We start from the raw sequence: 21,562 nt of genomic DNA, 5'->3' as shown, positions 1-21,562 counted from the left end.
TAACTAGTTTTATTCACAAGGGTTTAGATCAAAAAATGTAACCAACCCTATATATATTAAGCCATATACCGCTTACAGTTCAAGCCTTTTGTAAGCGTTAATATTTGTGATACACATTTACTATTAATATGTAGAAAAAATACTCAAGACTTAGCACTTGCATTCATCGAGTGCTAATTATATACTACCCTTGTATCCTTAAAGAGGAAAGGTGGGGTGCAAATGCTTTGTCAGAATTGTCATAAAAATGAAGCAACAATTCATTTATATACAAGCGTTAATGGCCAACGGACAGAAATAAATCTCTGTCAAGATTGCTATCAACGTCTAAGAAATCAAGCTAACGAAGGTATGAATAATATGGCACAAAATCCAAACGGTTTTTCTAGTTTCGAAGATTTGTTTAATGCCTTAGGTAATCCTCAAATGGCTAATGGTGTTGAACAAGGACCCCAAACCCAAACTGGTGGAGGTAACGGCAATAATGGTCGTGGCCGCCAAGGTGGTAATGGAATCCTAGATCAATATGGTGTTGATTTAACTGCACTTGCCAAAAAAGGTCAAATTGACCCTGTTATTGGCCGTGACAAGGAAATCCAAAGAGTTATTGAAATTCTAAATAGAAGAACTAAAAACAATCCGGTACTTATCGGTGAAGCAGGTGTTGGTAAAACAGCAGTTGTTGAAGGACTCGCTCAAAAGATCGTTGATGGCGATGTTCCCGAAAAATTACAAAATAAACGTGTTGTACGTCTTGACGTCGTTTCATTAGTACAAGGTACTGGTGTCCGTGGTCAATTCGAACAAAGAATGCAACAATTGATCAAAGAATTACAACAAAATGACGAAATCATCCTATTTATAGATGAAATCCATGAAATTGTCGGTGCTGGTAATGCCGAAGGTGGGATGGACGCTGGTAACGTCTTGAAACCTGCTCTAGCCCGTGGAGATTTGCAATTAGTTGGCGCTACTACCCTTAAAGAGTACAGAACTATTGAAAAAGATTCTGCCCTAGAACGTCGTCTACAACCTGTTCAAGTTAATGAACCTAGTGTTGAAGAAACGGTTCAGATCTTAAAGGGTATCCAACCTAAATATGAAGATTATCATCACGTTAAATATTCAAATGAGGCCATTAAGGCTGCAGCAGAACTATCTGCTAGATATATTCAAGACAGGTTTTTGCCTGATAAGGCAATCGATTTGATTGATGAAGCTGGTTCTAAGAAGAACTTACAAATAAATCATGTTGATATGGCTGAAATTGATAATAAGATCTCTGATGCTGAGGTTCAAAAACAAGCTGCTTTACGTAACGAAGATTACGAAAAAGCCGCCTACTACAGAGATCAAGTAACTAAGTTCCAAGATATGAAAGATTCTGCTAAAGATGAACCCGTTGACAAGTCCATCGTCAATGAAAAAGAAATCGAAAAAATTATCGAAGAAAAAACTAATATTCCCGTCGGTGAATTGAAGTCTAATGAACAAGCTCAATTGAAGAATCTCGAACCTGATCTTAAGGCTCATGTTATTGGACAAGATGAAGCTGTTGGACAAGTTGCTAAATCAATTCGTCGTAATAGAGTCGGCTTTAACAAGTCCGGTCGTCCAATTGGTAGTTTCCTATTTGTAGGTCCTACTGGTGTCGGTAAAACTGAACTTGCTAAACAACTTGCACGTGAATTATTTGGTACGGAAGACTCAATGATCCGTTTTGACATGTCTGAGTACATGGAAAAACACAGTGTGTCTAAACTTATCGGTTCACCTCCAGGGTATGTAGGTTACGAAGAAGCTGGTCAATTAACTGAAAAAGTTCGTCGTAATCCATATAGTCTAATTCTGTTAGATGAGATTGAAAAAGCTCACCCAGACGTAATGCACATGTTCTTACAGATTCTTGATGACGGTCGTTTGACTGACTCACAAGGTAGAACCGTCAGTTTTAAAGATACTATCATCATCATGACATCTAATGCTGGTCAAGGTTTACAAGAAGCCAACGTTGGATTTGGTGCTGAAACAACTGGTAACACACATTCAGTTATGAATCGTTTATCAGAATTCTTTAAGCCTGAGTTCTTGAATAGATTTGACGGTATTGTCGAATTCAATTCTCTAACTAAGACTAACTTATTAAGTATCGTTGACCTTATGCTTGACGATACTAACAAGATGATTGCTGATCAAGGCTTGAGTATTCACGTCACTAAAGACGCTAAAGAAAAATTAGTTGATCTTGGATTTAATCCCAAGATGGGTGCTCGTCCATTAAGAAGAGTTATCGAGGAACAAGTCGAAGATAAAGTTGCTGATTACTACTTAGATCATCCAACTGATAAACACTTGGAAGCAAGAATAAATAATGGTGAAATCAATATTACTAAATATGATGAACCAGCTCCCGCAAACGTCGAAGAAGACAAGTAATTTAATAAAACACGAAAGAATTTAAAAAATTCTTTCGTGTTTTTTATATTTCTATTAAGTTATCTTATATCCAGCCCGCCAAGCATAGTTTCTTATTTTAATATGGTAAAATTACTGTAATTTATATGCTATGCCAGAGTAACATCTGAGAAATTAAATCGGGGGAATGGAAATGACAGATAGTTTAATCTCTCAAAAAATTAAAAAAATACATCGTAACGACGTTTCAATAACAATTAGATACATCGATTCAGTTGGTAATCCTGTTTCTGATTCAGTAACTGTGGAAGGTCATTATCTAGACAAACTCGATATTCCTTGGAAGTCGATCCCTGGATATGTTCTGTCTTCAATTCAGCATTTTCAACAAAGCTTTATTCCTAGTGAAGAAGGAATATCTCTGATCTATGCACAACAAATAGCTGCACCAGTTATCGTTTACCATCGCAACATCAATGGCGAATTGATCTCAAATCCACAATATTTAACAGGTGACCTCAATAAAACTTATCAAGCACAACCTTTAGATGATGCTGCTAAATATTTAATTAAGAATCAAAAATCAGCTAATGGTACCTTCTCTAATGAAGTAAAAGAATATGAATTTGTCTATAATACCGCTTCTCTGGAAAACGTTGATATTCCTGACAATCTATTTGTTCAGACACTAAGCAATTCAAATGTCTTTGAAAAGCCCAACGCCCCCTATGCGCTAGAAAAACAATTGCCATACAATACATCTTGGCATGTTTATAAAGCTTTAAAGGAAACATATCGCGAGATCTATTGGTATAACCTGGGTGGGAGCACCTGGATCTCCAGTCAAGAAAATATTAAAACATTGAATATCAAGAACTACACAATGACTCAAAAAATGTTAAATACTCCCCTAGCTTCAAATGTCGACAACATCAGTTTTACTTATCAAATAATCGACAGTATTGACATCAATAAAAAAGTCAAGATCCTCTACTATTCCGATCAAAACATTACTGCTTGGGAAACCCCTTATGGTGACATGAATAGCAAACACTACAAAGGCAGTCAACAAGTATTTGTTATCCGTTTGATCCAACTAGATAATCAAAGTATTTGGGCTCAAATCGATGATGGATATTATATTGAGAGTAAGTATTTGAATTTGTAGTGGGTTTGGGTGTGACGCCGAAGGTGATGAGTAATTCCACTTGCACAACTGATTCTATTAATCATCGCCTTCGGCTTGATAGATTTTTGATAAAATTAAGATTAGCTATCCTCCATTAATTTTGGAGGATTTTTTTATTCCCTAAACAAAAAAATATATTCCGCAAAAATAACAGAATATATCTCCAAAAAACACAATTACATTTATTAACGATATCTAGCCGGAGAACGCGAGGGAGTTGGCCAGCAGTGAAAGTTGCGTTAGGACGTCGTGGACGTTCTTACACAACAGACGATTGCGAGATTTGCGACAGCAAAGCTCAGAATCGAGTTATCAGACTTTGGCCGAGAACGGTCCACACAGCAGGCCGACTCCCTCACGTTCGTGGGCGGCATTAAAAACTTCTATACAAAAGCAAAAACCAATGGAATTGTAACCAAACTCAAAACTGTCGATAAACTCATCAATGAAATTGCCGGACCAGCATCGTCATGTGCTTGTAGAGTAAACAACACTACGATCCCAGCAACTGGACATGCTGACATGATAACAGTCGTATACATCGGAATTTCTGATACCCCTAATAATTTCAATAAATAGACCATTAAAATAGGAAAAATAATATTTCTTAGCAAGATAGTCAAACCGATATTTTTATCCAGCATTTCTCTTGAAAACCTAATATTAGCCAAGCTATTACCAATAATAATCATTGATAAAGGCGTATTGACTGATCCAACATATTTAACCACCTGATTCAAGGTGCCCGGAATTCTAAATGAACTTAGAAACATTATCAGACCAAGTACAATTGCAATGATATTAGGATTTAGTAAAATTTGTTTCCAATTGATCGGTTCATCATTATCTTTAGTTCTAAATAAAGATATTCCATGTGTCCAACTAAAAATATTGAATCCAGCCAAAGATACAACCGCAAAGAATACCCCTTCGGAACCGAATAATGAACTTATGAGTGGAATACCCATAAATCCGGCATTTGAATAAACACTGCCATATTGTGTTATGCGGCGCAGATTAGGATTCTTGATCCTTCCAAAGATAAAATGTGCGGCAATAATAGCAACAAGATAAAAAATGAGTATGCCTACCGCTACCAAAATAAATTGTTGAATTCTTTTAGCGGAGTAATCTTGCTCAAAAGCATTTATGATCAAACATGGCGAAACAACATATAACAAAATATTAGTCAGATCATTTGAAGTGGATTCCTTCATAAAGCCAACTTTATTGATCAAAACTCCGACTAACATCAAACAAAACATTATAACGATTTGATTAGTTAATTGTGCAACATTCATTTAATTTCCTCTCTTAATTATGAAACGGGTTCTACAATAAATTATAACTGAAAATTTTCTTCGCTAGTGCCTGTAAGGGTTTTCAACTTATTTTAAAATTCCCCTTGACCTAAAACGCGTTTCACACCTTACACTTCAGTTGAACAAATTTAAAGGGGTGTTTTATGATGAAACTAAATAAAAATAATGTTTACGCAAACTTACCAATGTCAGGTTATGATGAGGTCAGGGCACTATCTTTAATTTCATACGCTGTGGCCAAGAAACTTAATATTTCTGAACAAGAAGTAAAGAGCAGCTTCTTAGCTCGTGAAGCAACTAATACATCATCGATCGGTCAAAAAATTGCTATTCCAAAAGCTAGCGCTAGTGAAGTTTCAGATCCGCAAGTATTTGTCTTTACTTCTGAAATGCCAATTGATTGGTTAAGTGTCGATAAAAAACCAGTTAACATTTTCGTCGCTATCGTAGCCGCATCTGACACAGAAATTGATTACGATGATATCAAACAAAAACTATTAAATAATGCTGACGCATTACAAAATGAAAAAGTTGATCCTGATCAATTAACTGATACTATTAATGATTTACTATTACAGGGAGTTGAGAATTAAACAATTCCCGCAACAATAAATCCCTCTAACTCATTTCGAGTTTGAGGGATTTTTTTAGTTTAAAAATGTCTTTAATCCAGATTGATTCAAACGGATCAAACGATCCTTGAATTCATTCTTCGTCAGCCTAACTTGTCCCTTTTCAAATAGTCTAAATAGCATCAAGGTATTTCTGATAATGAAACTGGCACTAATATAAGCGTCAATTTGACTAATATTAAATTCATCTTTTAAAGCAGTAGCAAACCCCTCACAGACGATTCGTTCTACCCTTCTTGATAAGAAACTGTAGTCATCTGATGTGATGATAAATGCATAGAAATCTCGGGATTGTTCAAAATAATCAACTATACTGTCAAACAAATCTCCAGGATGAGTCAATGTATCATGTAGTGATTTACCAGCAATTATAACTAGTAATTGACTAGCCATTTCGTCAGCAAAAGTGTTAACAAAATCATCGATTGAATCATAGTGCAAGTAAAATGTTTTCCGGTTGATCTTGGCGTTATCGGTCAATTCTTTAACTGTTATGTTGCGATACTTATGGATTTTAGATAAATCCATAAATGAATTTCTCAATGCCAGATTAGTTCTTTGTATCCTCTTATCTATACTCATAATTCGACTCCCTGTAGTAACCACCTTTTTTAGTAATGTGGCTTAATCCACACTTAAAGCAAATTTGTTGTGGAATTTTTGTTTAATAGTTATTATTATTTATACTCATGTGAGTATTATATATTCACATCTATAATACAACATTTTTTTTAAATTGGGAGAAAAATATGATTAAAGCAGAATGGCAATATTTGCTGAAACACAAATTTATGATGCTTGTCCTGATTGTTATTATGTTTATCCCATCGATTTATTCGGTTACTTTTCTGAAGTCGATGTGGGATCCATATGGGGAACTTGGCAACCTTCCCGTTGCGGTTATCAATAATGACAAATCAGTAACCTATCGTGGTACCAAGTTATCCGTAGGACAAGACTTGGCTAAAAACTTAAAAAAATCCGATGCTATGGATTTCAAAATTTTGGATTCTAAAAAAGAAGCCTCTAAAGGATTAGACGAAGGTAAATACTATATGGTAATTACCATTCCTAAAGACTTCTCCAAAAATGCGACAACACTTTTAAATAAAAAGCCTGATAAGATGGTACTTGATTACAAAACAAGTGCCGGGCACAACTTTGTTGCTTCGAAAATGACAGCCTCCGCTGCTAAAACGGCTGCTGAACAAGTTTCAAGACAAGTTACTAAGACATACTCCAAGACCCTCTTTGCTGCTATTCAAAAACTCGGTAAAGGGATGCAGACAGCTGCCAAAGGTGGAGATAAATTAACCTCTGGTAGTAAAGAACTGGCCTCTGCAAATGATCAAATAAGTTCTGGTTTAAATACTTTGGCAAGTAGCTCATTAACTTTTTCTGATGGTGCAACTACTCTAAGTAATGGTTTGAATCAATATATTTCCGGTGTTAATCAGGCTGCTTCTGGTAGTCAAACGTTGACTAGTGGACTTGATTCTTTAAATACTCAGTCAGCAACTTTAGCTAGTGGTGTCAGCCAATTAGCAACCGGATCGAATACCCTAAGCTCTGGTGTTCAAAGTTACACATCTGGTGTCGATCAACTAAACTCGGCTGCTAATACTTTAAATGCTGGAACTAGTGCCTTAGTCAGTGGGACTAGTACTTTAGCAACTAGCTCAAATACCTTAAATTCTGGTATTGGTCAACTCTATACAGCCAGTGGGACACTTACCTCTCAATTGCAAAAAGTCAGTGACGGCGTTAATAGTAGCCAATCACAACTTACACAATTGAGCGGTGCTCTATCAAGTGCCCAAAGTCAGCTTTCAAACTCGACAACACAGTCGGCCGCAATCAAAACTGATATGCAGGCTTTACAACAAGCTATTACAGCACAATCAAATTCCAGTACCTCGAATATCGCAGCTAAAGTTTCTGCTGCCGCAGATGAGCAAGGTCTAACAGCCGATCAAAAAGCAGCTATGGTTTCAGCCGTTAACAGTTCCAATACTGGATCTTCAGATACATCTGCTCTTCAAAGTGCGGCTGCCAGTTTAAATAGCGATCTATCAAGCTTAACAAGTGGCTCTACTAATCAATTGTCAGGACTACAAAATGCTTTGACAACTGCTGGTAATTCTCAAGCAGAACTTGCAATGGCCTTAGCACAACTTGCTAGTGGCTCACAAACGATCACTACTCAGTTAGGGACTGCCTCAAGTGGTATGAATCAATTGACGCAAGGTATCGGCCAATTAAATTCAAGTAGCTCACAACTTGCTAGTGGAACAAATCAAATTGCTGCTGGTACTGGTCAATTAGCAAGTAACAGTTCCACTTTAAATAGTGGCGCTGTCACTTTAGCTAGTGGTATCGGCTCAATGAATAGCCAAATGCCAACATTACAAAGTGGCGTTTCACAACTTGATTCTGGAGCTCAAACATTAACATCTGGTTTGAATACACTTCAATCCAGTGGATCACAATTAACGTCTGGTGCTAATACTTTGGCCAGTGGGGCAACTCAAATCTCCAGCGGATCACAGACTTTAGCCAGTGGATCATTACAAATGGGTGATGGGATCAACCAAGTTTACAATGGTAATAAAGAATTAGCATCACAACTTTCAAATGGTGCTAAACAAGCCAAAGTAAATCCTACTAAATTGACATACAATCAAATCTCTAAACCTACAACAACTAAACATACGGAACGAGATGATGCGCCTAACAATGGTACTGGTATGGCACCTTACATGCTGTCTGTTTCACTATTCATCGGTGCACTAGCCTTCAATCTAATGTTTGACACATACACACCTAGAAAGTTCCCTCACAGCGGAGTAGCGTGGTGGGCAAGTAAGGCTTCGCTTAATACAGCCTTCGTTGTCGGGGAAACAGTTATTGTCTACTTCTTAATGAGAATCGTTGATGGATTAGCACCAGTACATCCTTTCGCAACCTTCATCATGATTTTCTTAACCGCATTAATGTTCATGATGATAGTCTCCTGGCTAAATCTAGTACTGGGAAAAGTCGGGTCCTTTATCAGTTTGGTCTTGCTAGTTCTCCAACTAGGCGGATCAGCGGGTACGTACCCAATTCAATTGTCGGACAAATTCTTCAATGATATTAATCCATGGTTACCAATGTCATACACGGTTAGTGGACTTAGAAATACTCTGATGACAGGTAACTCGGCAATACCACAAATGATCTTTACATTCCTAGTCAGCTTAGTATTTATTGTTCTATGCTTACTATTCTTTATTCGTCGTAAGTCACGTATTAAAGAAATTGATTTTACTAAGGAATCATCTGAACATAACCTTGTTTAGGAGTTCCGCCTCCGATTTAGAATAGAAAAAGATCTCTGGATATAAAGATTTTTAATAAATCTTGTACATTCAGGGATCTTTTTTTAATAATACTATAAAACTTCAAATCACTTTACAAATCTAGCCGAAGAGTACGAGTGAGTTGATCAGCTGTGAAAATTCCGTTAGGACAGCGGAGCTGTACTTACGGAATGGACGTATTTCGAGATTTGCGAAAGCAAAGCTTGAAATTGAGTCCTCAGACCTTGGCTGAGGACGGTCCCACAGCAGACCGACTCACTCGCACTCGTAGTCGGAAGTCAACCACCTTAAATATCATGGAAAATATTTTGCATATTCGATTCGATATTATTTATTTCATCAGCGTATCCCTGAAGTTCCTCGGAATATTTAGTAACTTTATCAGCGGGGGCATCAGTTTTATAACGTAATTTATGTTCCAAACTGCCCCACATATCCATTCCGATCGTGCGAATCTGGATTTCTACGGGTGTGACCTGCACACTATCAGCTTGAAATACCGGTACGGATACAACCAAATGCAGACTGCGATATCCACTAGGTTTTGGATCCTTGATATAGTCTTTTCTCTTTATAAGTTTAACATCATCTTGAGCCAACAAATTATCAGCAACAGTATAAACGTCGTCAAGATAATTAGTAACGACCCTTAGACCTCCAATATCAAAAATATGATCAGGAATACTTTCAAAACGTCTAGGAAGTTCTTTTCTCTTTAACTTTCCAAACAAACTACCAACATCTTTCATCCGAACTTCAATATGATGAATGGGATTGTGATCGTGTCGAACCTGATAATCAGCGTCCAAATTTTCTAATTTTGTCCCGAATTCTCCAACGGCAGCCCGACAAAGTTGGTAATAACTGACTAATGCACTGAAATCTTCAATGTATTCATCACCATTAAAAACCTCTCCGAGTTCTTTTTTGATCTGGTTAACGTTGATCATATTCTCTCGCTCTAATATCACGTAAATGCCTCCAAAGTTGTGTTATATCTACAATATAGCATTAATAAGAACAAGATAGTGGGCAATTTGTTACCACCTATCTAGAATGGTTCCACCTGTTGTCCGACTGGTTCCATTATTCTAAATCTCCGGCTCTTATATACTTTAATTTACAAAATAGAAAAAGATCTCTGGATATACAGATTTTTAATAAATCTTGCACATTCAGTGATCTTTTTCCTTAATAATACTATAAACTTCAAATCATTTCGTAAATCTAACCGCAGAGCGCGAGCAAATAAAAATCAATAATTCTCGATCAAACTTCTAATTTCAGCATTATCCTCTTTAGTCCCAATTGTCATTCGCAACCAATCCTTTTTTAGACCAGTCCTGATCAAATAACCATGGTGTAACAAATAATCGGCCAGTTTATCTGATTCAGGATACTCAAAGAAAATAAAATTAGCTTGGCTATCTAGATAATGAATCTCTTTCTCATCAAAAAAGTTCTGCATTTTTTGACGTTCCAAAGCATTTTTATTAACTACTTGTTCAACAAAGTCATGATCTTTAAAAGCGGCCACAGCAGCAACTTGGGCAATTGAATTTACATTATATGGTAAACGGACTTTTTGAACATCTTCGGCGATATCCTTAGAAAATACGGCATATCCAACTCGGTAATTTGCTAAACCATATGCTTTAGAAAAAGTGCGCATAACAACAATATTAGGATATTTTTTGGTCAACTGCATAGCTGATATTGGTTCTTCACAGGTTACAAAATCAATATATGCTTCATCCACTAAAACCATTGTATTATCTGGAACTTGAGCTACAAACTTCTCAATTTCTTCCACTGTTTCATAAGTTCCGGTGGGATTATTTGGATTACAGATCCAAATCAATTTGGTTTCTGGTGTAATGGTTTTTAACATAGCCGAAAAATCTATTCGACCATCTTTTTTTGTATCTACCCTTTGAACATTTGCTTGTTCAATTTCAGCATGTAAGGCATATTCGGAAAATGTTGGTACAGAAACCATCTCAGAATTACCTGGTGACAAAAAGACTCGTGACAGCATGACGATAACCTCGTCTAAGCCCACACCAAAAACCAATTGCTCTGGATCTAAATTAAATTGTTTAGATACCAATTGACGCAACTCATTAGCCGCACTGTCAGGATAACGATTACTGTGACTTGTTTTAGCCCAACTAATAACAGATTCTCTGACTGATTGGGAGGTACCATATGGATTCTCATTGGCTGACAAACGAACTAATTTATCCAAACCTAATTCATCCCGTAATTCGTTCAAAGGCTTTTCAGGGATATATGGACTTAAATCTTGAATGATTTTTTTCATGATATCCTCCTCTTACAAATCCTTTATTTCAGGACGATCTTTAAATTCACTCATCAGACCTTCACGCTTGGATAATTCTTCCTTGATCTGGTCAAAAGAAACACCTTTTTCAACCCATAAGACACATAAGTGATATAAAAGATCGGCTGACTCATAAACCAATTCATCATCTCCACGAGGCTTGTTTTCATTCTTGGCAGAAATGATCACCTCAGTTGACTCTTCTCCAAATTTTTTAAGAATTTTATCCAGACCTTCACCAAATAAATAATCAGTATAAGAACCTTTTTGAGGATTATCTTGCCTTTTTTTAATAACAGCATATAATTCATCTAAATTTTGCATTTTACTTACCTTCTTGTTCTACGTTTTGAAAGAAACAGCTACGATGGCCGGTATGACATGCTGGACCGTGAGGATTAACTTTGATCAGCAAGGTATCCAAGTCACAATCTAATATAAGTTCGACAACATCTTGGAAATTTCCACTTGTTTCACCTTTATGCCAAAGTTCTTTTCTGGAACGTGACCAAAACCACGTTTGACCACTTTTAAGTGTACGATTGTAGCTTTCCTCGTTCATCCAGGCCACCATCAAAACATCTTTTGTTTTTGCATCTACCACAACAGTGGTTAACAACTCTTTAGAAAAATCTGGTTTTATCATCTGACAACTACACCTGCTTTTCTGACGGCCTGTTTAACATCGTTAATTGACAACTCGCCGAAATGAAATACAGAAGCCGCTAAGGCTCCATCAACGTCGGCCTGTTCAAATACTTCTGTAAAGTCTTCTACTTTACCTGCACCGCCAGAAGCAATGATCGGTACATTAACAACTTGATTAATTGCTTGATATAACTCGATATCAAACCCATCTTTAGTCCCATCTTTATCCATGCTTGTGATCAATAATTCGCCTGCACCACATTTTACTACCTCTTTAGCCCATTCAATGGCATCAATATCAGTTGCCTTTTTGCCTCCATGAGTGTGTACCAAATATTTTCCAGCATTCTTTTTTACATCAATTGCTACAACAATACATTGATTGCCAAACTTTTCAGCACCCTTGGTTATGAGCTCAGGATCTGAAACGGCCGCAGAGTTAATGGCTACTTTGTCGGCTCCAGCTTTTAATAATCTTTGAATATCAGCAACATCATGCACACCACCACCAATAGTTAAGGGCATAAACACTTGTGAGGAAACACCCTCAACAATATCTGCCATAGTTTTTCGATGTTCGTTAGTTGCCGTAATATCCAAAAATACTAATTCATCCGCACCTTGTTTTTGATATTCAGCCGCAATCTCAATGGGGTCACCAACATCAGTTAAATTGACAAAGTTTACACCCTTTTTAACTCTTCCATCATCGACATCCAGGCAAGGAATAATTCGTTTAGCTAGCATTTTCTACCTCCGCAATCTGCTCTAAGGTAATTGTCTTTTCATATAGTGCTTTGCCAATGATCACATCATGAATTCCTAGGGCCTTTAATTGATGGAGGTCCCTCAGATCACGCACACCACCACTTGCAACTATATTTATATTAGGCAATTTCTGAGTCAAACTCATCAAAAGATCTAGATTTGGTCCCGTCATAGTTCCATCACGATTTACATCAGTTACGATAAATGATTTAGCACCAAAATTAACCATTTCTGAAATAAGGTCAGACATTTTGATCTGAGACTGGTCGATCCAACCATTGACTGCAACATTCCCATCTTTACCATCGATACCAATGACGATTCGGTCTCCGCCATATTCTTTCAATAACTTTTTAACTAGTTTGGGATCCTCAATTGCCGCTGAACCGATAATAATTCGATCAATTCCCATATCTAGATATCCCTTGGCAGTTTTATAATCACGAATGCCTCCGCCTAACTCCAAGAAACCACCAAAGTTTTGACGAATCTGTTTAATGATCTCAATATTTTCAGGAGCACCAGTTTTAGCTCCATTCAAATCTACTAAATGAAGTTGTCTTACAGTTTGAAAAATTTCTTTAGCTTGTTCTACAGGATCTTTATTGATCAAAGTAACTTCTTTGTAATCACCTTTAAATAAGCGGACACTTTGGCCCTTGTATAAATCAATTGCTGGAAAAATCATTTATCTTCACCATCTTTTGAAAAGTTTTTAATAATTCTAATCCGACCTTGCCGCTCTTTTCAGGATGAAATTGCATCCCTATAACATTTTTATTTTGAACAATACTCGGGATCAAAGGCCCATAATCAACTGCTGAAACAATATTTTTCTGATCACAATTGGCATAATATGAATGAACAAAATAAGTAAATTGCCCATTTATACTATCAAAAGGACTATTTTGGATTATCCTATTTTGATTCCAACCCATTTGAGGGATTTTCAATCCAGTATCAGGAATTTGTTCGACACTACCCGAAATCAATCCTAATCCTTTGGTAAATCCATATTCCTGACTACTGTCAAATAATAATTGCATCCCTAAACAGATACCTAAGATCGGTGTTTTATTTGCGGCAACCTCTCTCAAGATATTTACTAAATTTCTCTTTTCCAGTTCTGCCATGGCAGCTTTAAAAGCACCTACTCCGGGTAAAATCACTGCTTCAGCCTGCAAAATTTTATCTTTATCATCTGTTAATTCATTTTCAACTCCTAAATAATTGAGAGCTTTCTTTAAATTACGAGTATTGCCGGTATCGTAATCAACAATGGCAAACATTAAATAACACCTTTTGTAGAATTAATACCAATAATATCAGGATTGATTGTTACTGCCTCACGCATTGCCCGGCCGAATGCTTTGAAGAGACTTTCAACTTTGTGGTGCGTATTTCTTCCGTAAAGGATTTTTGCGTGAAGATTCATTTCAGCTGCAAAGGCTGCTGCTTGGAAGAAATCCTCAACCGTTTCTGTATCGAGGCCACCTAATCTAGGATTAGTAAATTCAGCATCAAACACTAAATATGAACGGCCGGATAAATCAACACTGACTTGTCCTAAAGTTTCGTCCATGGGTACAAACTGTGTTCCATAACGTTCGATCCCAGCTTTGTCGCCGAGAGCCTGCTTGAAACACTCACCAAGTACAATGCCTGTATCTTCAGTTGTATGATGCGGATCAACATTTAAATCACCATGAGCTTTAACAACTAATCCAAAACGTCCATGTTTAGCAAAGAGGTTTAACATGTGATCCAAAAAACCGATTCCCGTATCAATATCGATTCCACTCTGCTCATCAAGATTCAAACTGATTTTAATCTGAGTTTCTTTTGTTTTTCTTTCAATGGTTGCTTGTCTCATACTGATCTCTCCTAGTCGTAAAATTTCCCAAAACGTGATTCGATAGCTCTAGCATGACCTTCCAAACCTTCAACTCGAGCCAAAGTTGTGATTGCTTTAGCCTCTTTTTCCAAGGCTGGTTTAGTATATTGAATAAATGATGTTCTCTTAACAAAATCATAAACACCTAATGGTGAAGAGAATCTAGCAGTTCCACCGGTTGGCAAAATGTGATTTGGACCGGCTACATAGTCACCTAATGGCTCGCTGGCATATTTTCCTAGGAAAACTGATCCAGCATTTTTGATTTGATTGAGGTATTGAGTTGGATTTTCGACCTGAACCTCTAAATGTTCAGGAGCAACGGTATTCATCAAAGTAAACATGTCGTCAATTTCTTTAACAACCGCAATAAAACCTTTGTCATTAACCGATGCAGTTGCAATTTTTTCTCTTGGTAAAACTTTTAATTGACGGTCCACTTCTGCATCAACTGCTTTTGCTAATTCTAAATTATCAGTTATCAAAATTGGACGTGCACGCTTGTCATGCTCTGCTTGTGATAAAAGATCAGCAGCAATCTGTTTATAGTCAGCTGATGAATCGGCAATAATTCCAATTTCTGATGGACCAGCGACCATATCAATGTCAACTTGTCCAAAAACTTGTTTTTTAGCCGTCGCAACGAAAATATTTCCTGGTCCAACAATTTTATCAACCCGTGCAATTGATTCAGTTCCAAATGCTAGAGCGGCAATCGCCTGTGCACCACCAACTTGATAAATTGAATCAACACCGGCAATTTTAGCAGCTGCTAAAACAGCAGGATTGATGCCATCTTTTTGCGGTGGTGTCACGATAACAACTTGATCAACGCCAGCAATCTTAGCAGGCAAGGCACTCATTAAAATTGTTGAAGGATAGGCCGCTGTGCCTCCGGGAACGTATAATCCAACACGTTTTAAAGGCAAAACCTTTTGACCTCTTAAAACACCTCTCTGCTCAGAATCAATGAAACCTGTGGCCTTCTCCTTTTCGTGGAAACTAGTGATATTCCTCTTTGCTAACAATAATGCATCCTTAACTTCTGGATCCAAATTGTCATAGGCAGAATCGATCACCCCTTGAGACAATTTAAAATCAGAAATTTTCACACCATCAAATTTTTCTTCATATTCTTTCAAAGCAGAATCGCCATTTTCAATAACTTTTTTAATGATGTCACTGACAGTTTGTTCAACTTTTAAGTCACTTAGTTGCATCGTTTTTCTTTGAACGATCTGCTCCAATTCATTAATACTCTTTTGATAAATTTTCATTTTTAATGGCTCCTTCTAATTTGTCTACTAATGAATAAATTTCTTCTGGATGTTGTTTTAAAGACATCCGGTTTACTACTAATCGCGTTGATACTTTGTCCAAATAGTTATAAATTTTGAGGTTATTTTCCTTGATAGTTGTTCCTGTTTCCGTTATATCGACAATGGCATCTGCTAAACCGGTTAATGGAGCTAGTTCAACTGAACCTTCTATTTTGATGATTTCGACATCTTGTCCTAAACTGTCGAAATATTTCTTAGTTATATTAGGGTATTTTGTTCCAATAATTTTTCGCTTAGGTTCATCGGGATCGAAGTCTTTAGTAGAAGCCAAAACAAATTGGCATTGTCCTGTTTTAAGATCTAGTAACTCATATTGAGTACTGTGATGTTCAACTAAAATATCACTTCCAACGATTCCAATATCTGCCGCTCCACGTTCAAGAAAAGTGGTAACATCAGGTCCCTTGGCTAAAATAAATTCATATGGTTGTACAGAATCAAAAATCAACCGACGTTTTTTTTGTCTTATTTGATCACAATTAATGCCAGCTCTTTCTAGGAGTGGCACAACTTGTTTCTCCACTCGACCTTTTGTCAGAGCAATTTTGATACGATTTTTATTCAAGCTTGTCATCTCCCGTAAGATCTAATAATGTTGCATTACTATTTTTGGCCTCTATCTGCGCATCAGCCTTGGTTTCGGATAATGACAACATGCCATCTGGTAATTCTTTTAACTTGGCCTCGGCCTCTTGCCATTGATCTTTATCAAAATAAATCATGACCTTTTTTGACTTATCAACTGGAACGATTAAGTCAGCAATCATATCAACATCGATCCCCATGCCGACAGCTGGTTCAGTCTGATCTTGGAAGTTGGCTAGCAACTTGTCATAACGACCACCACTGAATAAATAATCGTTACCATCCTGATAAAACCCTCTAAAAGTTAATCCTGTGTAATAACTCTGTGGAGCTCGACTGCTAAGATCGACTGATACATTTTGTTCGGGCATAATTTTTTTTATCCACGTTATAATTTTCTTTAAGTCGGCTATTTTGGACTCTAACTCAAATGACAGATCGAATTTATTTAATTCGGCAAAAACAGTCGTTGGATCACCGAACAATCTTGGCCATTTTTTTAATAATTGATATTGTGGTAAATCTGAATATTGTTGGATCAATTTAGAATATTCAGGGATATTTTTATCATAAAGTGCTTGTGCTATTTGATCTTGTAATCTTTTGTCGGTGGTTAAAAACTTCAATAAAGTGGGTGCAAAATCGGCGATTCCTAATTCTATCTCGATACTCTTCTTTAATAATTCTTGACTCAATTGACTTATTATCGTTAAACATTCTAACTCGGCTTTCATAGAGTCATAACCGATCAATTCAATACCAGCCTGTGTTAACTGATTATATGAACCAGATAATCGTCGGCTAATCCTAAAGATATCTCCCACATAAAAGAATTTTTGTGGTAATGGGATATTAGTTGAACTTAGAAATCTGGCAATCGGTAATGTCATATCTGGTCTAAGAACAATCGTGTCACCTTCTGAATCCAAGAAACGATACATTTGATAATTCCCTAATTGATATTGATCAAACACTTCTTGCTTTTCTAACAATGGCGTTGAGATCACTGAAAAACCACGTTGATTTAAATGTCGTTGGATCACCGAAATTATTTTTTGTTTAGCAACTGCACGTCTGCCAAATTCATCACGTGTACCTAAAGGTAATAAGTTGTTCTTCATGTTCAATGCCTCCTGTTTTTTTGAAGATTGATTCGTTTAAAAAATGGATAGTATTCAAATGGGATCTAGGGGAGTAACTTCCTGCGTTATCCTAAGTAATGCTCAGAAGCTGACTACTCTCTATACAAAAAAAGTCCCCTTAGCAAATAAATGCTAAGAGGACGTATAAACGCGGTTCCACCTCATTTTATCTAATCCTTGCGAATTAGACCTCATGTTGGCTGAGTCAACTTGGATAACGAACCAAATGTCGGTAAAGCTTACTAAATTCAGCTCTACAGTTCATAGGTGTGTGTTCAATAATAACTTCTGTCTTGTTTCCAGATACCAAGGCTCTCTGTTTGATCGGTCATTACTTACTTTTCCTAATCACAACTTTTATTAAATTTAAATTAGTTTTCTTAACTAACGTTTAATTTAATGATAACTATAAGAGCTGCGATTTAGTTTGTCAAGCAAGAATTGCAGAATTTAACAGATGGAAACCATGACCAACTGATTCTATATCGTGTGCATCTGAGCCATAAACCAGTGGTATATTCATTTTTTGAGCCAGTTGAGTTATTTGCTTTCCTGGATAATAGTCATTACATAGCGGCTTGTAAAGTCCAGCTAGATTCAGGTCTAGTTCTCGATTCTGTTGTCTAATAATTGTCAATATTTCACTGATCTGCTGCATGGATTTTTCATCATAATCTTCTGTAAGATTAAAATAATCCTGGAATTTTCTAATTAAGCTCATATGTCCGATTCTCTGTGGTGCATATTTGCCTAAATCAGCTTCAACCGATTTTCTAACAGTGTCATAATAAACTTTGAAGATATGTTGCGGATCATCCAGATAATCGACAAAACCAGTTTGATAATTTTGTGTATCATAGTCGATACACCATTCTTTATTATCAGTCCCCTTCATAAAGTGAACTGATAGAATACTTTCTTGAGTTTCCGGACCGTATTCATCCAAGAAATCTTTGGTCCAGTCCTCAAACCCTTCTAAATAATCAACCTCGAATCCAATTGTAATTTGAATATCTGATCGATATTTTTTTTGAATCATCTGTGTCTCTTTAAAATAATTTGATAAATCATCCATTGCAATACCTGCAGTTTCGTAACCGTCTGGTGTTCCAGCATAGACCTTCTTAAAATCCTTTGGAATCGGGGCATGCTCTGTAATACAGTACTTCTTAAAACCAAGTTGAATTGCTCTTTGAACCATTTTTTCAACAGGTTCCCCACTTCCGTGTGGACAAAATTCTGTATGTGTATGTCCGTCTGTTAACATTTCATCACCCCATTTTTTCTAATTGAATCATAATTCTAAACTATTAACAAAAACAAACTTGACCTGAAACGCGTTCCAGAAATTAAAATGAAACTATAAATTGATTGGAGAACACTATGATAAAACACATTTTTTCTGATATGGACAATACACTTTTAAATGCCTCCGGAGTAGTCAGTGATGGTAATATCAAAGCTATCAAAGAAAGTAAGATTCCCTTTACACTTGTATCGGCCCGCGCTCCAATGGAAATGCAAGATACGATCGAAAAATTAAATTTAACAAGTGCACAAATTGCTTTTAACGGTGGATTGATTTTCAAGTCTAATAATGGTTCCATTGAAAAAATATCGGAACATCACTTATCACTAGATGCTGTCAAAAAGATTATCGAACAAATCAGAATAAAATTCCCCGATATCAGCATCAGTTGTTACGATACGAACAATTGGTATTCTGAAAAAATTGATTTTGGTATCGAATATGAATCAAAAATCACTTCAATTGATCCTACCATAGTTAATTTTAAAGAACTTTTCCAAAATGCCAATATCAATTTCTTCAAAATCATGTTAATAACTCCAACTGAAAAAGAAGTTGCGATTTTACACAAGTTCATAACTGATTTAAAAATCTCAGATATTACTGTTCAGCAATCTGGTAATAACTATCTGGAAATTACTAATAGAGAGGCCCAAAAATCTCATGGCATCAAATACGTTCAAGAATTAAATAATCTTAAAAAATCCGATTTGGCCGCTTTTGGAGATGGTCACAACGATATTCCTATGTTAAAAATGGTTGAAACACCGATCATCATGGAAAATGCTGTCGATGAAGTTAAACAATATAGTAATTTAATCACTAAGAGCAATATTGAAGATGGTGTTGCTTTTGGAATTAAAAAATATCTTATACATTAGGAGGTAATAATGAATATTCATGATATCGCAAAGTTGAGTGGTTATTCTGCTGCGACAGTATCTCGCGTTATTAATTGTCGAAAATATGTTTCAGATAATGCCAAACTAGCTGTGCAAAAAGTTATCAAGGAATACGATTATGTTCCTAACGATGTTGCACGTGATTTGAGCAAGGGAAAGACTCATAACATCGGCGTCGTTATGCCACACACAAAGCATCCCTATTACACTGGAATTATCAATGGAATTATGGATGCGGCCTTTCCAGCTGGATACCGGATAGTTTTGTTGCCATCAATGTATAATGCTGATGTCGAAATGAATTATTTGAACCGTTTACGTCGCAAGGCCTATGATGCTATTATCTTTACATCCCACGGTATTAGTTTAGAGGACCTCGTAAATTATCAAACTTACGGTTCGATAGTTTGTTGCCATGATCCAGGAAATTATAAGATTTCTGCTGCCTACACTGAAAGAATTGATTCGTATTTGGCCGCTTTCAAATGGGCAAAAGAACAAAATGTTCATGATGTGTCAATCCTTTTGAGTCGCGATTTCACACTAAGCGCCACCAGCCAATTGACCCGTAAGGCCTTCTCCGATGTCTTTGGTCATGCACCATCAAATGACCTATTGCGAACCGGAATCGTCACGTATGAAGATGGTTATGCGTCGGCAAGATCACTCCATGAAAATAACCAAACCCCTGATATGATCTTTTCAAACGGAGATGACATTGCTGCCGGTGCACGGCAATTTTATCTAGATAACAATCTACCCGTACCAATGCTTATTGGACAAGAGAATCAATTATCTGGCCAATTATTAAATTTACCTACGATCGATCACAACTTTCATGAAATTGGTCGACTGGCTTTTGAACTAGCGATCAGTGATGAAACTAAACAAGTTTCTGTTGAATCAAAATTTATTCTTAGAAATCAAAAAGACTGTTCTGATAGTTAAAATCAGGATAGTTTTTTTATTATGTGATTAACTTATCAATTGGTTATTGACTTCATATAGATAAGCGTCTATGTTTAATGTAAGGGCATTCAAAAAGGAGATTTTTTATGGACTACGAAAATTTTAGCAAGCAATTAAAGGCAATTTCAGATCCAAATCGACTAAAGATAGTCGACCTATTATCATGTGGGACACTCTGTGCCTGCGATCTCTTAGAACATTTTGAATTCACACAGCCAACATTGTCACATCACATGAAAATACTTCAGGAAGCTGGGATCGTCAGCGCTAAACGTGTTGGAAAATGGCAACATTACACTTTAGAAACATCATTCATTACGGATTTTAATAAAAATGTTTCTACCCTTTTTGAAAATGGCCCTGAATGTGCTTGTCACTGTAAAAAATAAAAACTAAGGAGAATTGATATGAAAAAAGTTCAAGTATATGAACCAGCATTATGTTGTTCAACCGGAGTTTGCGGTCCATCAGTTGATCAAAATTTAATCACGATTACTTTAATTTATAACAAGTTAAAGGATAACCCTGACGTTGAATTTGAAAGATATAATCTGAAATCCAATCCTCGTTCTTATATTAATAATTCGATGGTTTTAACAGCTATGCACGAAAAGGAAGATGACGATCAATTACCGATCACAATTGTTGATGGTAAGATCGTCAAAAAGGGAGAATATCCAACGGTACAAGAGTTTGAAGAATACACCGGTGTATCTCTAGCCAAAGTAGCCAATAACTAGG

General features: G+C 36.5%; 22 protein-coding genes and 1 other annotated feature. Of the genes, 8 read left to right on the top strand and 14 right to left on the bottom strand.

Going from position 1 to position 21,562, the window contains the following annotated elements:
- The first annotated feature begins 222 nt into the window (after positions 1 to 222).
- Together EKM64_RS03205 and EKM64_RS03200 are read left to right on the top strand one after the other, a co-directional pair.
- Complete coding sequence (locus EKM64_RS03205) at positions 223 to 2,436, top strand: ATP-dependent Clp protease ATP-binding subunit (RefSeq protein WP_125675543.1); 2,214 nt, start codon at positions 223 to 225, stop codon at positions 2,434 to 2,436.
- 172 nt (positions 2,437 to 2,608) lie between these two features.
- Positions 2,609 to 3,583 carry a MucBP domain-containing protein gene (locus EKM64_RS03200; RefSeq protein ID WP_125675541.1) on the top strand — a complete coding sequence of 325 codons (975 nt, stop codon included), beginning with the start codon at positions 2,609 to 2,611 and terminating at the stop codon, positions 3,581 to 3,583.
- A 404-nt stretch (positions 3,584 to 3,987) separates the two neighbouring features.
- On the opposite strand, the gene EKM64_RS03195 is transcribed toward EKM64_RS03200, so the two are convergent.
- Positions 3,988 to 4,905: an AEC family transporter gene (locus tag EKM64_RS03195; protein WP_125675539.1), complete on the bottom strand. Its 918-nt coding sequence runs from the start codon at positions 4,903 to 4,905 to the stop codon at positions 3,988 to 3,990.
- Between the two features lie 164 nt (positions 4,906 to 5,069).
- Here EKM64_RS03195 and EKM64_RS03190 point away from each other — a divergent pair, with 164 nt between their 5' ends.
- Positions 5,070 to 5,519, top strand: coding sequence for a PTS sugar transporter subunit IIA (locus EKM64_RS03190; protein ID WP_125675537.1), 450 nt, complete (start codon positions 5,070 to 5,072; stop codon positions 5,517 to 5,519).
- A 54-nt stretch (positions 5,520 to 5,573) separates the two neighbouring features.
- Here the strand turns inward: EKM64_RS03190 and EKM64_RS03185 are convergent, their stop codons facing one another.
- Positions 5,574 to 6,140 (bottom strand): TetR/AcrR family transcriptional regulator, encoded by a 567-nt coding sequence (locus EKM64_RS03185; protein WP_125675535.1) that lies wholly within the window; start codon positions 6,138 to 6,140, stop codon positions 5,574 to 5,576.
- A gap of 167 nt (positions 6,141 to 6,307) precedes the next feature.
- Here EKM64_RS03185 and EKM64_RS03180 point away from each other — a divergent pair, with 167 nt between their 5' ends.
- The gene (locus EKM64_RS03180) at positions 6,308 to 8,899 is read left to right on the top strand and encodes a YhgE/Pip domain-containing protein (RefSeq protein ID WP_125675532.1); all 2,592 of its coding nucleotides are present in this window, start codon (positions 6,308 to 6,310) and stop codon (positions 8,897 to 8,899) included.
- A 308-nt stretch (positions 8,900 to 9,207) separates the two neighbouring features.
- Here the strand turns inward: EKM64_RS03180 and EKM64_RS03175 are convergent, their stop codons facing one another.
- From EKM64_RS03175 to hisJ, 12 genes are all read right to left on the bottom strand, one after another.
- Positions 9,208 to 9,891 carry a GTP pyrophosphokinase gene (locus tag EKM64_RS03175; protein WP_125675530.1) on the bottom strand — a complete coding sequence of 228 codons (684 nt, stop codon included), beginning with the start codon at positions 9,889 to 9,891 and terminating at the stop codon, positions 9,208 to 9,210.
- A gap of 284 nt (positions 9,892 to 10,175) precedes the next feature.
- Complete coding sequence (gene hisC / locus EKM64_RS03170) at positions 10,176 to 11,243, bottom strand: histidinol-phosphate transaminase (RefSeq protein WP_125675528.1); 1,068 nt, start codon at positions 11,241 to 11,243, stop codon at positions 10,176 to 10,178.
- A 12-nt stretch (positions 11,244 to 11,255) separates the two neighbouring features.
- Positions 11,256 to 11,588 carry a phosphoribosyl-ATP diphosphatase gene (gene hisE / locus EKM64_RS03165; RefSeq protein WP_125675526.1) on the bottom strand — a complete coding sequence of 111 codons (333 nt, stop codon included), beginning with the start codon at positions 11,586 to 11,588 and terminating at the stop codon, positions 11,256 to 11,258.
- A gap of 1 nt (position 11,589) precedes the next feature.
- Positions 11,590 to 11,907, bottom strand: a complete 318-nt coding sequence (gene hisI, locus EKM64_RS03160; protein WP_125675601.1) for a phosphoribosyl-AMP cyclohydrolase — start codon at positions 11,905 to 11,907, stop codon at positions 11,590 to 11,592.
- Complete coding sequence (gene hisF / locus EKM64_RS03155; protein WP_125675523.1) at positions 11,907 to 12,659, bottom strand: imidazole glycerol phosphate synthase subunit HisF; 753 nt, start codon at positions 12,657 to 12,659, stop codon at positions 11,907 to 11,909. The genes hisI and hisF overlap by 1 nt, the downstream gene beginning before the upstream one ends.
- Positions 12,649 to 13,368, bottom strand: a complete 720-nt coding sequence (hisA, locus tag EKM64_RS03150) for a 1-(5-phosphoribosyl)-5-[(5-phosphoribosylamino)methylideneamino]imidazole-4-carboxamide isomerase (protein WP_125675521.1) — start codon at positions 13,366 to 13,368, stop codon at positions 12,649 to 12,651. The genes hisF and hisA overlap by 11 nt, the downstream gene beginning before the upstream one ends.
- Complete coding sequence (gene hisH, locus EKM64_RS03145) at positions 13,349 to 13,969, bottom strand: imidazole glycerol phosphate synthase subunit HisH (RefSeq protein WP_125675519.1); 621 nt, start codon at positions 13,967 to 13,969, stop codon at positions 13,349 to 13,351. The genes hisA and hisH overlap by 20 nt, the downstream gene beginning before the upstream one ends.
- Positions 13,969 to 14,553: an imidazoleglycerol-phosphate dehydratase HisB gene (gene hisB, locus EKM64_RS03140; RefSeq protein ID WP_125675517.1), complete on the bottom strand. Its 585-nt coding sequence runs from the start codon at positions 14,551 to 14,553 to the stop codon at positions 13,969 to 13,971. Before hisB ends, hisH begins: the two co-directional genes overlap by 1 nt.
- Positions 14,554 to 14,564: 11 nt before the next feature.
- Positions 14,565 to 15,851: a histidinol dehydrogenase gene (gene hisD / locus EKM64_RS03135; RefSeq protein ID WP_125675515.1), complete on the bottom strand. Its 1,287-nt coding sequence runs from the start codon at positions 15,849 to 15,851 to the stop codon at positions 14,565 to 14,567.
- Positions 15,826 to 16,479 carry an ATP phosphoribosyltransferase gene (gene hisG, locus EKM64_RS03130; RefSeq protein WP_125675513.1) on the bottom strand — a complete coding sequence of 218 codons (654 nt, stop codon included), beginning with the start codon at positions 16,477 to 16,479 and terminating at the stop codon, positions 15,826 to 15,828. The genes hisD and hisG overlap by 26 nt, the downstream gene beginning before the upstream one ends.
- Positions 16,472 to 17,620, bottom strand: coding sequence for an ATP phosphoribosyltransferase regulatory subunit (locus EKM64_RS03125; protein WP_125675511.1), 1,149 nt, complete (start codon positions 17,618 to 17,620; stop codon positions 16,472 to 16,474). The genes hisG and EKM64_RS03125 overlap by 8 nt, the downstream gene beginning before the upstream one ends.
- Before the next feature lie 154 nt (positions 17,621 to 17,774).
- Positions 17,775 to 18,002 (bottom strand) — a binding site (T-box leader).
- Positions 18,003 to 18,071: 69 nt separating this feature from the next.
- A complete protein-coding gene (hisJ, locus tag EKM64_RS03120; protein ID WP_125675509.1) occupies positions 18,072 to 18,908 on the bottom strand; it encodes a histidinol-phosphatase HisJ in 837 nt (278 codons plus the stop codon).
- A 116-nt stretch (positions 18,909 to 19,024) separates the two neighbouring features.
- Here hisJ and EKM64_RS03115 point away from each other — a divergent pair, with 116 nt between their 5' ends.
- From EKM64_RS03115 to arsD, 4 genes are all read left to right on the top strand, one after another.
- Entirely contained in the window at positions 19,025 to 19,831 is an 807-nt protein-coding gene (locus EKM64_RS03115) for an HAD family hydrolase (protein ID WP_125675507.1), read from the top strand.
- A gap of 6 nt (positions 19,832 to 19,837) precedes the next feature.
- Positions 19,838 to 20,800, top strand: a complete 963-nt coding sequence (locus tag EKM64_RS03110; protein WP_125675505.1) for a LacI family DNA-binding transcriptional regulator — start codon at positions 19,838 to 19,840, stop codon at positions 20,798 to 20,800.
- 107 nt (positions 20,801 to 20,907) lie between these two features.
- Entirely contained in the window at positions 20,908 to 21,210 is a 303-nt protein-coding gene (locus tag EKM64_RS11515; RefSeq protein ID WP_125675503.1) for an ArsR/SmtB family transcription factor, read from the top strand.
- Between the two features lie 18 nt (positions 21,211 to 21,228).
- Positions 21,229 to 21,561, top strand: coding sequence for an arsenite efflux transporter metallochaperone ArsD (arsD, locus tag EKM64_RS03100; RefSeq protein WP_125675501.1), 333 nt, complete (start codon positions 21,229 to 21,231; stop codon positions 21,559 to 21,561).
- The last annotated feature ends 1 nt before the right edge of the window (position 21,562 follow it).

Origin of the sequence: Companilactobacillus keshanensis, from assembly GCF_003946205.1 — a bacterium.
In the GTDB taxonomy this organism is placed as follows: domain Bacteria; phylum Bacillota; class Bacilli; order Lactobacillales; family Lactobacillaceae; genus Companilactobacillus; species Companilactobacillus keshanensis.
Note: the sequence above shows the minus strand (reverse complement) of the source record. Positions and strands in the feature narration are given on the sequence as shown.

Excerpts from the sequence above, each read along its gene's own strand:
- EKM64_RS03185 (WP_125675535.1), bottom strand. The coding sequence starts at position 6,140 with ATGAGTATAGATAAGAGGATACAAAGAACTAATCTGGCATTGAGAAAT.
- EKM64_RS03180 (WP_125675532.1), top strand. The coding sequence starts at position 6,308 with ATGATTAAAGCAGAATGGCAATATTTGCTGAAACACAAATTTATGATG.
- hisA (WP_125675521.1), bottom strand. The coding sequence starts at position 13,368 with ATGATTTTTCCAGCAATTGATTTATACAAGGGCCAAAGTGTCCGCTTA.
- hisF (WP_125675523.1), bottom strand. The coding sequence starts at position 12,659 with ATGCTAGCTAAACGAATTATTCCTTGCCTGGATGTCGATGATGGAAGA.
- EKM64_RS03115 (WP_125675507.1), top strand. The coding sequence starts at position 19,025 with ATGATAAAACACATTTTTTCTGATATGGACAATACACTTTTAAATGCC.
- hisB (WP_125675517.1), bottom strand. The coding sequence starts at position 14,553 with ATGAGACAAGCAACCATTGAAAGAAAAACAAAAGAAACTCAGATTAAA.
- EKM64_RS03195 (WP_125675539.1), bottom strand. The coding sequence starts at position 4,905 with ATGAATGTTGCACAATTAACTAATCAAATCGTTATAATGTTTTGTTTG.
- hisH (WP_125675519.1), bottom strand. The coding sequence starts at position 13,969 with ATGTTTGCCATTGTTGATTACGATACCGGCAATACTCGTAATTTAAAG.
- EKM64_RS03190 (WP_125675537.1), top strand. The coding sequence starts at position 5,070 with ATGATGAAACTAAATAAAAATAATGTTTACGCAAACTTACCAATGTCA.
- hisC (WP_125675528.1), bottom strand. The coding sequence starts at position 11,243 with ATGAAAAAAATCATTCAAGATTTAAGTCCATATATCCCTGAAAAGCCT.
- EKM64_RS03200 (WP_125675541.1), top strand. The coding sequence starts at position 2,609 with ATGACAGATAGTTTAATCTCTCAAAAAATTAAAAAAATACATCGTAAC.
- EKM64_RS03125 (WP_125675511.1), bottom strand. The coding sequence starts at position 17,620 with ATGAAGAACAACTTATTACCTTTAGGTACACGTGATGAATTTGGCAGA.
- EKM64_RS11515 (WP_125675503.1), top strand. The coding sequence starts at position 20,908 with ATGGACTACGAAAATTTTAGCAAGCAATTAAAGGCAATTTCAGATCCA.
- EKM64_RS03205 (WP_125675543.1), top strand. The coding sequence starts at position 223 with ATGCTTTGTCAGAATTGTCATAAAAATGAAGCAACAATTCATTTATAT.
- arsD (WP_125675501.1), top strand. The coding sequence starts at position 21,229 with ATGAAAAAAGTTCAAGTATATGAACCAGCATTATGTTGTTCAACCGGA.
- hisE (WP_125675526.1), bottom strand. The coding sequence starts at position 11,588 with ATGCAAAATTTAGATGAATTATATGCTGTTATTAAAAAAAGGCAAGAT.
- hisJ (WP_125675509.1), bottom strand. The coding sequence starts at position 18,908 with ATGTTAACAGACGGACATACACATACAGAATTTTGTCCACACGGAAGT.
- hisD (WP_125675515.1), bottom strand. The coding sequence starts at position 15,851 with ATGAAAATTTATCAAAAGAGTATTAATGAATTGGAGCAGATCGTTCAA.